Source organism: Alcaligenes ammonioxydans (genome assembly GCF_019343455.1).
Classification (GTDB): Bacteria; Pseudomonadota; Gammaproteobacteria; order Burkholderiales; family Burkholderiaceae_B; genus Alcaligenes; species Alcaligenes ammonioxydans.
In genome coordinates this window covers 3,171,125-3,183,482 of the sequence record NZ_CP049362.1, presented here as the reverse complement: position 1 = coordinate 3,183,482, position 12,358 = coordinate 3,171,125, and the positions used below count along the sequence as shown (strand labels likewise).

13 protein-coding genes are annotated in these 12,358 nt (G+C 55.7%); 3 read left to right on the top strand and 10 right to left on the bottom strand.

Annotation, left to right across the window (positions count from 1 at the left end; translation table 11 throughout):
* Positions 1–421 precede the first annotated feature (421 nt).
* The 3 genes from thiC to FE795_RS14560 all read right to left on the bottom strand — a co-directional run bounded on the left by thiC (position 422) and on the right by FE795_RS14560 (position 3,391).
* Complete coding sequence (thiC, locus tag FE795_RS14570; protein ID WP_131070917.1) at positions 422–2,338, bottom strand: phosphomethylpyrimidine synthase ThiC; 1,917 nt, start codon at positions 2,336–2,338, stop codon at positions 422–424.
* A 190-nt stretch (positions 2,339–2,528) separates the two neighbouring features.
* A complete protein-coding gene (locus tag FE795_RS14565) occupies positions 2,529–2,906 on the bottom strand; it encodes a helix-turn-helix domain-containing protein (protein WP_003801916.1) in 378 nt (125 codons plus the stop codon).
* Between the two features lie 110 nt (positions 2,907–3,016).
* Positions 3,017–3,391, bottom strand: a complete 375-nt coding sequence (locus FE795_RS14560; RefSeq protein ID WP_003801914.1) for a helix-turn-helix domain-containing protein — start codon at positions 3,389–3,391, stop codon at positions 3,017–3,019.
* Positions 3,392–3,503: 112 nt separating this feature from the next.
* On the opposite strand from FE795_RS14560, the gene FE795_RS14555 reads away from it, so the two are divergent.
* Positions 3,504–4,280, top strand: coding sequence for a DNA-binding response regulator (locus FE795_RS14555; RefSeq protein WP_219235125.1), 777 nt, complete (start codon positions 3,504–3,506; stop codon positions 4,278–4,280).
* Between the two features lie 72 nt (positions 4,281–4,352).
* On the opposite strand, the gene FE795_RS14550 is transcribed toward FE795_RS14555, so the two are convergent.
* The 5 genes from FE795_RS14550 to rplU all read right to left on the bottom strand — a co-directional run bounded on the left by FE795_RS14550 (position 4,353) and on the right by rplU (position 9,022).
* Positions 4,353–5,606 carry a D-amino acid dehydrogenase gene (locus FE795_RS14550; RefSeq protein ID WP_131070916.1) on the bottom strand — a complete coding sequence of 418 codons (1,254 nt, stop codon included), beginning with the start codon at positions 5,604–5,606 and terminating at the stop codon, positions 4,353–4,355.
* A gap of 129 nt (positions 5,607–5,735) precedes the next feature.
* Positions 5,736–6,893 (bottom strand): glutamate 5-kinase, encoded by a 1,158-nt coding sequence (proB, locus tag FE795_RS14545; RefSeq protein ID WP_003801907.1) that lies wholly within the window; start codon positions 6,891–6,893, stop codon positions 5,736–5,738.
* Between the two features lie 133 nt (positions 6,894–7,026).
* A complete protein-coding gene (obgE, locus tag FE795_RS14540) occupies positions 7,027–8,115 on the bottom strand; it encodes a GTPase ObgE (protein WP_003801905.1) in 1,089 nt (362 codons plus the stop codon).
* Between the two features lie 284 nt (positions 8,116–8,399).
* Positions 8,400–8,660, bottom strand: a complete 261-nt coding sequence (rpmA, locus tag FE795_RS14535; protein WP_003801903.1) for a 50S ribosomal protein L27 — start codon at positions 8,658–8,660, stop codon at positions 8,400–8,402.
* 50 nt (positions 8,661–8,710) lie between these two features.
* On the bottom strand, positions 8,711–9,022 hold the full coding sequence (gene rplU / locus FE795_RS14530) for a 50S ribosomal protein L21 (RefSeq protein ID WP_003801901.1): 312 nt from the start codon (positions 9,020–9,022) through the stop codon (positions 8,711–8,713).
* Positions 9,023–9,417: 395 nt separating this feature from the next.
* Between rplU and FE795_RS14525 the strand changes: the two genes are divergently transcribed.
* Together FE795_RS14525 and FE795_RS14520 are read left to right on the top strand one after the other, a co-directional pair.
* Positions 9,418–9,621, top strand: a complete 204-nt coding sequence (locus tag FE795_RS14525; protein ID WP_003801900.1) for a CsbD family protein — start codon at positions 9,418–9,420, stop codon at positions 9,619–9,621.
* Positions 9,622–9,724: 103 nt separating this feature from the next.
* The gene (locus tag FE795_RS14520) at positions 9,725–9,886 is read left to right on the top strand and encodes a DUF1328 domain-containing protein (RefSeq protein ID WP_003801899.1); all 162 of its coding nucleotides are present in this window, start codon (positions 9,725–9,727) and stop codon (positions 9,884–9,886) included.
* Positions 9,887–9,960: 74 nt separating this feature from the next.
* On the opposite strand, the gene argJ is transcribed toward FE795_RS14520, so the two are convergent.
* Both argJ and FE795_RS14510 read right to left on the bottom strand, forming a co-directional pair.
* Complete coding sequence (argJ, locus tag FE795_RS14515) at positions 9,961–11,187, bottom strand: bifunctional glutamate N-acetyltransferase/amino-acid acetyltransferase ArgJ (RefSeq protein ID WP_003801898.1); 1,227 nt, start codon at positions 11,185–11,187, stop codon at positions 9,961–9,963.
* Positions 11,188–11,280: 93 nt separating this feature from the next.
* Positions 11,281–11,811 carry a MarR family winged helix-turn-helix transcriptional regulator gene (locus FE795_RS14510; protein WP_003801897.1) on the bottom strand — a complete coding sequence of 177 codons (531 nt, stop codon included), beginning with the start codon at positions 11,809–11,811 and terminating at the stop codon, positions 11,281–11,283.
* Between the last annotated feature and the right edge of the window lie 547 nt (positions 11,812–12,358).

The window sequence follows — 12,358 nt, the reverse complement described above, 5'->3', positions numbered from 1 at the left end:
TCAGAAAAAAACGATTGTGAGCCCGTTGAGCTTAGCCTCAGGGGGGGGCGGGCGGGTCAGAGGGTTTGCCGCGGTCGGGAGATAACGTAGGGGTGCAAGCATCCTGCTGTCTGAGCCGGAAGCTTGTGCTTGGTCCGGGGGACCAAGTACCCGGCGAGTTCAGGATGCGCCCGTAGCTATCTTCCGACAAGGGCACCGGCGCGCAGCACCGGCAAACACTCAGCCCGGACCCCTTGAGGCTAAGCTCAACGGGCGTCTCCTGCACCGATGTCTTTTGCCTGACAAACCTCGCGTTCCTACAAATGAAGCAACGAATCCCGCAAAAAAGCCCCAGGCAGAAAAAATCCACCCAGGGCTTTACCCCATCAAGGCCTGATCAAACAAAGATCATGTTCACCCCAGGCGGGGCCTCAACAAAGCGTCAAGCCTCCTGATACAGCTTGCTGCCCTGCTGCACAAACTGCACTGACATTTCCTTCATTCCATGCTCCACAGCGGACTGCTCATCCAGGCCATTAGCCTTGGCGTAGTCCCGTACATCCTGCGAGATCTTCATACTGCAGAACTTGGGCCCACACATAGAGCAGAAATGTGCCACTTTCATCGAGTCTTTCGGCAAAGTCTCATCGTGGAATTCACGCGCCGTATCCGGGTCCAGCCCCAAGTTGAACTGATCGTCCCAACGGAACTCAAAGCGCGCTTTGGACAAAGCATTGTCGCGGAACGCTGCTGAAGGATGCCCCTTGGCCAGGTCCGCCGCATGGGCGGCGATTTTGTAGGTGATGATGCCGTCCTTGACATCCTTCTTGTTCGGTAAACCCAGATGCTCCTTGGGTGTCACATAACACAGCATGGCCGTGCCTTGCCACGCAATCATGGCGGCCCCCAAACCGGAGGTGATGTGATCGTAACCCGGTGCGATGTCGGTTGCCAAAGGCCCCAGGGTGTAGAACGGGGCTTCATGACAGTGCTCCAGCTGCAACTGCATGTTCTCAGGAATCAAATGCAAGGGCACATGGCCAGGCCCCTCAATCATGACCTGAACATCATGCTTCCAGGCGACCTGGGTCAGCTCACCCAGGGTGCGAAGTTCAGCGAACTGAGCCTGATCATTGGCGTCGTAGCCTGAGCCTGGGCGCAAGCCATCTCCCAGCGAGAAGGCCACATCATATTGCTTCATGATCTCGCAGATGTCTTCGAAATGCTCATACAGAAAGCTCTCGCGGTGATGCGCCAGACACCACTTGGCCATAATGGAGCCTCCCCGCGACACAATGCCTGTCATGCGGCTGGCCGTCATGGGTATAAAGGGCAAACGGACGCCGGCGTGAATCGTGAAGTAATCCACGCCTTGCTCAGCCTGCTCAATCAAGGTGTCGCGGAAAATGTCCCAGCTCAGATCCTCGGCGATGCCACCGACCTTTTCCAGGGCCTGGTAAATGGGTACCGTCCCGACTGGCACGGGTGAGTTGCGGATAATCCACTCGCGCGTTTCGTGGATGTTTTTCCCTGTGGACAGATCCATGATCGTGTCTGCTCCCCAGCGGATGGCCCACGTCATCTTCTCGACTTCTTCGCCAATGGTGGAACCCAGGGCCGAGTTGCCGATATTGGCGTTGATTTTCACCAGGAAGTTTCGACCGATAATCATGGGCTCGGTTTCCGGGTGATTGATATTGGCAGGCAAGATGGCGCGCCCACGCGCGATCTCGTCACGTACAAACTCAGGCGTGACCGTTGTGGGCAGGCTGGCACCGAAATTTTGGCCAGGGTGTACTTTGGTGAGGCGACGAGCCATTTCCTCACCTTGTGGCCCACTGGCGCGCAAACTCTCAATGTAGTGCTCGCGTCGCAGATTCTCCCGAATAGCGACGAACTCCATTTCGGGCGTGATGATGCCGCGCCGAGCGTAATGCATTTGCGTCACGTTGGCACCCGAAATACTGCGTCGTGGCTGACGTTTGAGTTCAAAGCGCAGGCTGTCCAGTTCCGGGTCTGCCTGACGCGCCTGACCGTACTGACTGTTGAGTCCAGCCATCAACTCCGTATCGCCGCGCTCGGAAATCCAGGCTTGGCGTAAGGCAGGCAGACCTTTGCGAATATCGATCTGTACCGTGGGGTCCGTATAGGGACCGCTGGTGTCATACACGCTAAGGGGAGGGTTGGGCTCGGCGCCGAAATGGCTGGGCGTATCAGCCAGGGAAATCTCCCGAAACGGCACACGCAGATCAGGCCGTGAGCCAGTTTGATAAATTTTCCGGGAGTTGGGCAAAGGCTGGATTGCAGCCGGGTCGACACTGGCCGCTGTGGCCGTAAAAGAAGGGGTTTTGCTTGTCATTGCAGCTCCAAAAAGAGGGTGGAGCCGATATAGGAAGAAGTGCAGGGCAGGCATTGCACCTGCTGCACACGCTCCCAGCATCGGCATTATCCGTACTGGTACGAGGGTTTATCTCAACCCGCCAAACGGCGAGTACCCCTGCGTGCTGACAAGTATAGGTAGCTTCGGGCTGCTTGTGGACGTATAAGGCTTATTTTCTTTTCATGCCGTTGAGCAAGTGACGGATGGTTTGATCCAGATGATCCCGCTCTTTGGGCGGCAAAGCCACAATTTCGTCTACGGAAAAGCGGTTGAACGGCCAGGTCACAATGGGTGGACCTTCGCCGGAGTCTTGCAAGGTGGCAGCATGTGCTGGACTTAACTCCATCGTGCCCAAGCCACTCTTGAGCCATTGGGCACTGATATTCAGTGCTTTTGCCAGGTCCAGGATTTCGCGCGCGTCACGTCGTGTACCACTCTCGTAATTGGAGATGGCACTTTGGCTGAGGTTGCACAGACGAGCCAGTTCGGCTTGTGAGAAGCCACGTTGCAGGCGGGCGTGACGGAGGCGATCAGAGAAGTGTTTCACAGTACAGATTGTTCATGGAACGACCTGCACGATGGTTTTGTATGGATATGTCGTATGTGATAAAAAGGGTAGGCCGACGAACGTTAAAGGTTCGTCCACTCGCGCAAGGGCTAACGCGGTTTCATGCCGTCCAGTAAATGCCGCATGGTGCGATCGAGCAAATCTCGTTCACTCTCTGCCAAGGCCACGACTTCATCAACCGAAAACAGGCGAAAAGGCCAGGAAACGATCGGAGGGCCATCCAAGGGTTCGGACAGCAGGTAGGTGTCATCCGTGAACTCCATTTTGCCAACGCCTTTTCGCAACCACAAAACGCTGACGTTCAACGCGCGGGCCAGATCCAGAATTTCACGGGCATCTCGACGAGTACCGTTTTCGTAATTGGAAATGGCGCTCTGGCTCAATCCGCACAGACGTGCCAAACCAGCCTGAGAAAGACCGCGGTGTTGGCGTGCATGGCGAAGGCGTTCGGAGAAATGTTTCACACAACAGATTGTTGATGTAAAGCCGAACACGATGGTGTTTAGATAAAATCACGGCCGTGATTTATACTGTCCGACATAGTCATCAGATGTCATTATAGTTAAGGTATCAACTATGTCGGTTGCAAATGAACTTGCTGGCGGTCCTGTTGTGCTGTATCTGGCCACTGCCATTGCTGATCGAATCGAACTAGAACAAAAAATTCAGGCACTGGCTGAGCGTGGTTATCGACTTATTTTCTGTCCGGATGTGACGGCCTTGCTGCAGTCAGCCCAGACACGGACGCGCCATGCGGGTACGGTATGCATTGCCTGGTTGGGGGGCGGCTTGGCTGAAATCTGCTCGGCGGCTGTGCGTTTACGGATGCTATGTCCGCAAATCGGAATCCTGATGCAGTCCGAAGCAACGGACTCAGCCATGTTGCAGGCCTTGCATAGCGGGGGGGATCAGTTTTGTCCCAAACAAGCCTCCTTGGAGTTGTTGGCCGCCAGTTTGCACAGTCTGCAACGGCGTCTGATGCAGATCCCCTTTATTCCAGAGCCATCGGCAACCCAGGAGTGGGTATTGGACCAAGAGGGCTGGACCTTGATCTCGCCAGTTGGCATGTCGTTTAGCCTGACCAGTACCGAGCGCGCGTTCATGGTTTGCCTGCTGGCTCGGGAGGATCGTCGTGCCAGCCATTACGAGCTGATGTGTGCTGTGGCCAGCAAAACAGATGTGATCAGTAATCCGCCCAGTGCCCTGCACATTAATCGTTTGGGGGTATTGGTCAGTCGCATGCGGCGCAAGTTCAGCCAGGGCGGGACGACACTGCCCATACGGTCACTTCATAACTGGGGGTATATGTTTGCCGCTAACTGCCAGTTACTGCTCGATGGGGCACGGGACTAGAGAAAAAGCACTGAAAAAGGCTCTGCCGGTCATACCGCTCAGAGCCTTTGACGATGCATTGAGGAGCGCAGCTTAAGCGTAGCGCTGCACCGACAGGTCATCGGCGCGGATGGCAGGCTCCTTGTTGCTGATCAGATCAGCCAGCAGTTGCGCGCTGCCGGTAGCCAAGGTCCATCCCAGCGTTCCGTGGCCCGTGTTCAGGAACAGGTTGGGATAACGGCTGCGTCCCACAATCGGGGTGCTGTCCGGTGTCTTGGGTCGCAGTCCCGTCCAGAAATGCAGGTCTGCGTCGCTGTGATAGCTGCCGGGGAAAAGATCGTTCAACACCATCAGCAGGGTTTGTTCGCGCCGTGGGTTCAACTGCTTGTTAAAACCCACTACCTCGGCCATGCCACCCACACGAATGCGATTGTCAAAGCGCGTCAAAGCAATTTTGTAGCTTTCGTCCAGCAAGGTGGATTGAGGGGCGCGGGAGGCGTCTGCAATTGTGGCGGTAATCGAATAGCCTTTCAGGGGGTAAACCGGGATAGCTTGCAGGTTTTTCATCAAACCGCTCGACCAGGAGCCCAGCGCCACCACATAGGCGTCAGCAGTCAGTAAACCATCGGAGCTTTGCACACCGCTGATTTCCGAGCCGTTGCTGTGAATGCGCTGAATCGTCTGGTTCCAACGGAACTCCACCCCTTCCTGTTCAGCCAGTTCGCTCAATCGACGTGTGAACATCTGGCAGTCGCCAGTCTCGTCCTCAGGGAAACGTAGACCACCGCTCAATTTGTGCTCGACGTGACGGAGCGCCGGTTCAATGGTGTGCAGCTCGGAAGCCGACAGCAACTGATAAGGTACGCCGGCCTCTTTCAACACCTCGATATCGGCGGCGATGTTATCCAGTTGTTGTTGTGTACGGAACACTTGCAAGGTGCCTTGGGCCCGATGCTCGAACTGAATATCGGTCTGAGCGCGTAGCTCAGCCATGCAATGGCGGCTGTATTCGGCCAAGCGCACCATGCGCTCTTTATTGATGGCGTAGCGGTCAGCCGTGCAGTTGCGCCACATGGCCAGCAGCCATTTGATTTGGGTGAGCGTCCCATCGGGGCGGATGGTCAGGGGAGGATGCTCGTCGAACATCCATTTGATCGCCTTGCGTGGGATACCTGGCGCAGCCCAAGGGCAGGCATAACCAAAGGAAAGTTGGCCGGCATTGGCAAAGCTGGTTTCCAGAGCGGGCCCAGCCATGCGGTCAATGACCGTGACGCTGTGTCCTTGGCGGGCAAGATAATAAGCGCTGGTTACGCCTTCGACGCCAGCACCTAGCACGAGGATCTTCATACGGTTCCTTGGGCGCATCGCCCGAGAGGGAAAGTGTTGCGATCGGGCGCGGTATAACCGCGCATGCTGTCGCAATTCGATACGTTTTATCCGTCTATTTCAACAGGCGGGCAGGGTAGGGGTCAAGGTTTAGTCCTGATCCGGACTGCTGCGCGGAAACACCATATTGTTACGGTGGATCAGCTCCGTATCGTGTTCGCTGCCCAGCAACTCATTGATCAGGTGACTGGGCTGACCCATGATGCGACGGGTATCGTCCGACGAGTAGTTGATCAGACCGCGAGCATATTCCACGCCATGCTTATCCACGCAAGCGACGACATCGCCACGGTCAAATTCGCCCTCGACATGGGTGACGCCTACCGGCAGCAGACTTTTGTGTCCGTCTACCAGCGCACGTACCGCGCCTTCGTCCAGCGATACACGGCCACGCACGCGCAACTGGTCGACCAGCCAGCGCTGCCGGGCCGAGCGTACCGGCAGGGTGGCACGCAGTTCCGTACCGATGCGCTCCCCTTGGGCCAGACGCGAGAGCACCTGCTTTTCACGGCCCGAGGCAATGATGGTGTGGCCGCCGCTTTGTGCGGCACGCTTGGCAGCCAGAATCTTGGTAATCATGCCGCCAGTGCCGATATTGCTGCCCGAGCCGCCCGCCATCGCCTCCAGCGTCGGGTCACCCGCCTGACCCAGCGAGATGAATTGTGCGTCGGGGTTGCTTCGAGGGTCGGCGCTGTACAGTCCGGCCTGGTCGGTCAGGATAATCAGGGTCTCGGCTTCGATCAGGTTGGTGACCAGCGCGCCCAGGGTATCGTTGTCACCCACGCGGATTTCATCGGTCACCACGGTGTCGTTTTCGTTCACGATGGGGACCACGCCCAGGTCCAGCAAGGTGTTGATGGTGCTGCGTGCATTCAGATAACGGCGGCGGTCTGCCAGATCCTCATGGGTCAGCAGAATCTGGGCAGTGCGCACACCGTGGCGGGCAAAGGCCACTTCATAAGCCTGTATCAGACCCATCTGGCCTACCGCGGCCGCTGCCTGCAACTCATTCATGGCCTTCGGTCGACGCGGCCATCCCAGACGGGCCATGCCCTCGGCAATGGCGCCACTGGAGACCAGCACCAGTTGCTTGCCTTGGGCATGCAGTTGAGCAATCTGGGTCGCCCATTGCTCTACGGCATCCAGGTCAATCCCTTTGCCCTCGTTGGTGACCAGGGAGGAACCTACTTTAATAACCAGTCGGCGCGACTGCGCAACGGCCGATTCAGAATGAGAAGAGTGCTGCATGAGGAGTTCAGAAATCTATCGCTTGGCGAGTAAATAGAGAAAATGCCAGGAGTAGGGCGGCTGAATGGACCGCGTCTTCCGGGCATTTTGGGGTTCAGTCCCAGGGGTGAGACCCTGGGTCTGTGTGGCACGATCAGTCTGGAGCAAACCTCTCGTCGTAAATATGCGTACCGTCGGCAATATCTTGTTCGATATGCTCCTTGCGGCTTTCCTGATCCAGCCAGGTTTGCAGCTGGTAAACCAGATCCTGAGTGCCCACACCGGTCAAGGCCGAGATGCCGAAAACAGGACCTTCCCAATTGAGCTCTTTGAGCAGGCGGGCTTTCAGATCCTCTGGATCGGACACCATGTCCAGCTTGTTCAGAACCAGCCAGCGTGGCTTGGCGTAGAGCTCTTCGCTGTACAGGCGCAGTTCTTCCACAATGGCTCGGGCTTCTGCCGCCACTTTGGCCACAATATCCTCGTCCGGGTCCAGACTGGAGACATCGAGCAGGTGCAACAGGATACGGGTGCGGGTCAGATGGCGCAGGAACAAGTGGCCCAGGCCAGCTCCTTCAGACGCACCTTCGATCAGACCAGGAATATCCGCCACTACAAAGCTGTGGGCTTCGGACGAGCGCACCACGCCCAGGTTGGGGTGCAGAGTGGTGAACGGGTAATCGGCAATGCGTGGCTTGGCGTTGGAGATACGGGTAATCAGGGTGGATTTGCCGGCATTGGGCATACCCAGCAGGCCCACATCGGCCAACACCTTGAGCTCCAGGCGCAGCTTGCGGTGTTCGCCTTCCTTGCCATAGGTAAATTGACGCGGCGCACGGTTCACGCTGGATTTGAAATGCAGGTTGCCCAAACCGCCGGCTCCGCCTTGGGCCAACGTGACCCGTTCGCCGTGGCGCTTCATGTCAAACAGCTGCTCGCCGGTTTCGGCGTCGAAAATCATGGTGCCTACCGGCACACGCAGGGTAATGTCTTCGCCACCCGCCCCATACTGGTCGGACCCACGGCCGTTTTCGCCGTTGCGAGCGCGGTGCAGGCGGGCGTAGCGGTAGTCGATCAAGGTGTTGACGTTACGGTCGGCCTCAGCGTAAATGCTGCCGCCACGTCCACCGTCGCCGCCGTTGGGGCCACCTTTCTCAATAAATTTTTCTCGGCGGAAACTGGCAGCGCCGTTTCCACCTTTGCCTGCGACCACTTCAATGGTCGCTTCGTCTACGAATTTCATGGTGATGAGTTCTGTATAGGTCCAGGGGCCGCAGAACCGTATGGGCTGCTGGTCTGGGAACAGACCATTTTAAACAAAAACCCCAATTGCTTAGTGTATAGGAGATTGGCTTATCTGCCGGTATGTGCGGTGAGAGTGACCGGTTTTTAATCTCTTGCTGTGGCCGTAGGGAGACTGGCCAGGTCGGATAGGCGCGAGGGCAGGGGGGCACGATGGCCGTACATGAAAAAAGCCCTGCCTAAGGCGGCAGGGCTTTTCGTGGCAACTACGCGGTGAGCGAGTGCTTATTCGGCAGCAACGACCGAAACGGTACGCTTGTTCAGTGCACCGGTGATGGAAAATTTAACTTTGCCATCAACCAGAGAGAACAGGGTATGGTCTTTGCCAATGCCCACGTTCACGCCGGGGTGAAACTGAGTGCCGCGCTGACGAACAATAATGCCGCCAGCCGAAATTACCTGACCGCCGTAGACTTTAACGCCCAGACGTTTGGCCTGTGAGTCACGGCCGTTCCGCGTAGAGCCGCCGCCTTTCTTCTGTGCCATTTCTTTAGCTCCTAGATGAAGAAAATACCAGATTCGCTTTCAGCAACAACTTAGGCGTTGATCGCTTCGATGCGGATTTCGGTGTAGTTTTGACGATGGCCTTGCGTTTTGCGGTAGTGCTTGCGACGGCGCATTTTGAAAATCTTGATCTTGTCGTGACGGCCTTGCGCAAGAACAGTAGCTTTGACCACAGCGCCAGCAACGAAAGGAGCACCGATTTGCAGTGCTTCACCTTCGCCGACGGACAGAACCTGGTCAAGCGAAATTTCTTGCCCAATGTCTGCCGGTATCTGTTCTATTTTGAGTTTTTGGCCAGCAGTAATGCGATATTGCTTACCGCCGGTTTTTATAACCGCGTACATAGGGAATCCCTTAAAGAGAGTCAAAAAGGCATGGTGGATAAGGCTAGTTTCAGCCAAAGCCATGCCCTCTAACATAAAAAAATCTTGACACGCAAAATGCCAAGCAAAAAATAATAGGATAAAAAGGCTTTACTGTCAATGGTTTGGGCCTTCGCCTGTCAGTATTTTGCATCCAATCCTTTCCTCGGTCAGGGGGGAGATGGCCCTGCCGGATTGTCACTGAACCGGCGCAGGCAGGGCAGGGACCCCGATTCACGCAAAATTGTCGCTTGCCCCAAACGCTTACACTTTTCCTCATTCTGTGGCCTTTGGGCCAGAAGGCTTCCGCTAGGGTAGAGGCGTTGCGTTCACAGAGCGTAAGTCATTTATTTTTCGAACCTGATAAGGGGAAGCGTATGAATAAGGACACGATCGAAGGCAAATGGAAACAGCTGGCCGGCAAGGCCCGCAGTGTCTGGGGGGAAATTACGGATGACGACTGGGCCAAGATGAAAGGCGACGCCACCCAATTGGCGGGTCTGGTCCAAGAGCGCTATGGCCGCACCCGCGAAGAGGCGGAGCGTGAAGTAAAAGATTTCTATGACAAGTACGACCGCTAGTGAGGCGGGGCCCGGTTTTTTGTCTGGAACCTGATGATTGAAGCCGTCACGGCCTGCCAGACAAAGTGTTGATCCTGTACGTACTGATGATGAGGAGAATCGTATGCTTTACTATGCCGTAATCTTTTTTATTGTTGCCATTGTCGCGGCTGTGCTGGGTTTTGGAGGTATTGCCGCTGGTGCTGCTTCGATTGCCAAGATCCTGTTTGTCGTGTTCCTGATTCTGGCGGTGCTCTCGCTTATCAAGGGCATGGCCAAGAAATAGAGCAGGCCCACTTGAGGCGGGCCCGTCTGAAACACCAAGCCGTCTTCGCCCGTCAGGGGAAGACGGTTTTTTTATCAGGAGCGGTAATCGGCGTTAATGGTGACGTACTCGTGCGAGAAGTCGCAGGTGTAGACCGTCTCGCTATGTTGGCCGCGACCCAGGGAGACACGAACCAGAATTTCGGCTTCCTTCATGACGCGCTGACCGTCTTCTTCGCGGTACTCGGGGTTGCGTCCGCCGTCCACCGCTACCAGCACATCCCCCAGCCACAGACGCAGTTTGCTCACGTCCAGATCTGTGATGCCTGCGTAACCAATGGCGCACAGAATGCGGCCCAGGTTCGGATCGGAGGCAAAGAAGGCGGTTTTAACCAGAGGCGAGTGAGCAATCGCGTAAGCCACTTTCAGTGCTTCTTCGCTGGAGCCGGCGTCATCAACCTGAATGGTCATGAACTTGGTGGCGCCTTCGGCGTCACGCACGATTTTCTGGGCCAGTTCGCGCGAGGCGTCCACCAGGGCGTCCAGCAAGGTGTTGTAGTTCGGGTCTGCAATCGACTCTACTGTGACACCGCTTTGGCCGGTTGCCATGATGATGAACGAGTCGTTGGTGGAGGTGTCGCCATCAACCGTAATGCGGTTGAAAGAGCGGTCTGCCGCCAGACGGCACATATCGCGCAACAATTCGGGAGCAATACCGGCATCGGTGGCCAGATAACCCAGCATGGTGGCCATATTGGGGCGAATCATGCCTGCACCCTTGCTGATACCCGTCAGGGTGACCGTTTTGCCCGAGAGCTGGATTTGGCGAGACACGATTTTGGGCTGGGTGTCGGTGGTCATGATGCTGTGGGCAGCATTGAACCAGTTGTTGTCCGACAGATCGCTGACCGCTGCGGGCAGGGCACCCAGCAGGCGATCCATGGGCAACGGCTCCAGAATTACGCCGGTGGAAAAGGGCAGGACCTGCTGAGGCAGAATATTTAACAGACGCGCTGTTTCCTTGCAGGTTTGCTGGGCTTTTTCCAGACCTGCCTGACCGGTACCGGCGTTGGCATTGCCGGTATTGATTACCAGGGCGCGGATGCCATCGTGGGTAGCCAGATGCGCTTCGCACACCTGAACGGGAGCGGCGCGGAAACGGTTGGTGGTAAAGACACCGGCTACGCTGGTGCCAGGGGCCAGTTCAAACACGGTCAGGTCGCGTCGGTTGGCCTTGCGAATACCGGCTTCGGCAATGCCGATTTTGACACCGGCAACGGGGTGAATGTCAGATTCAGAGGGGATGAACAGATTGACGGCCATGACGCGATCCGAAAAACAATGTTAAAGGCGGCTCAAAGCAATAATGATACTTGCTTTGAGCCGCCTGAGCATATCTTTGGTCGCGTGGGGGTGTCAGTTCTCGCGAGAGGCCATTGCCACGTTGTTGCGGGTAATCAGTTTGAGTTCACCCAAGGCTTCAAACAGGTTGACGCGCGCCTTGTCCGACAGGTTGGCAAACATCTCCTGCAGCCATTGCTCGTGGGAAGCTGCCATTTTCTTGAACTGGCGCTTGCCTTTGGGCGTCAGGCGGATCAGGGAGCTGCGGCGGTCGGTGAGTACCTTGATGCGTTCGACCAGACCCTCTTTTTCCAGCTGATCCGTAATGCCTGTGATATTGCCGTTGGTGACCATCAGGTGGCGGGACAGTTCGCTCATTTTCATGCCCGCGGGCTGGCGCTGCAATTGAGCCATCAGGTCAAAACGGGGCAGGGTAGTGGCGTGTTCGGTACGCAGACGACTACGAATTTCGCCTTCAACCAGATTGGTGCAGGCCATCAAGCGTAACCACAGACGGGTGTCGAAGTGGTCATCGCTGTGGGCACGGCTTTCCAAGTCGGGAGCAGCATCGGCGACGGCGGAAGCGGGGATATCGTTCATGATCATAGATAGCTTGCCTTAATGGTGCATGTCCAAAATGTTTAGCTTTGAAGGACGCAGACCGCAGCCATGAGCAAGCTGGGTTAGCTTGGAAGGTATCTTAGGGGCTGGTTCGAAGTTTGACATTGCGACAGATCAAAGTAAATTCGTTTTTAGCTTAAATTAATCAACTTGATTGAAAGCGCAGGTCCAGTTGACAAAGCATTGAGTAATGAAATGCAAATTTCTGTCTGTTATTTACTTTCATGATCACCGCCTTGAATACGGTTACGCAGACGCTTTGACGCGGCTCCAAGGCTATAAGCTGGCTAAATTCAAGTGATTATTTAGTTGAAGTATAAGACATTTGCATCACGGTAGCCGACGAAAATAATCCGTTTTCCGTTTTTTTTGATACTTTTTTTGTTTCAAAAATAATGTCTACCGTAAATTTTTCTTAATTGAAAAAAAGTGCGGCGTACATGGATTGGTTTTTGACCAGCCGAAATTTATTATTTATTTTCCTATGCGTGGGTTGCCGCCCGAAGCGAGCTCGAGCGATGTCAGGATACGG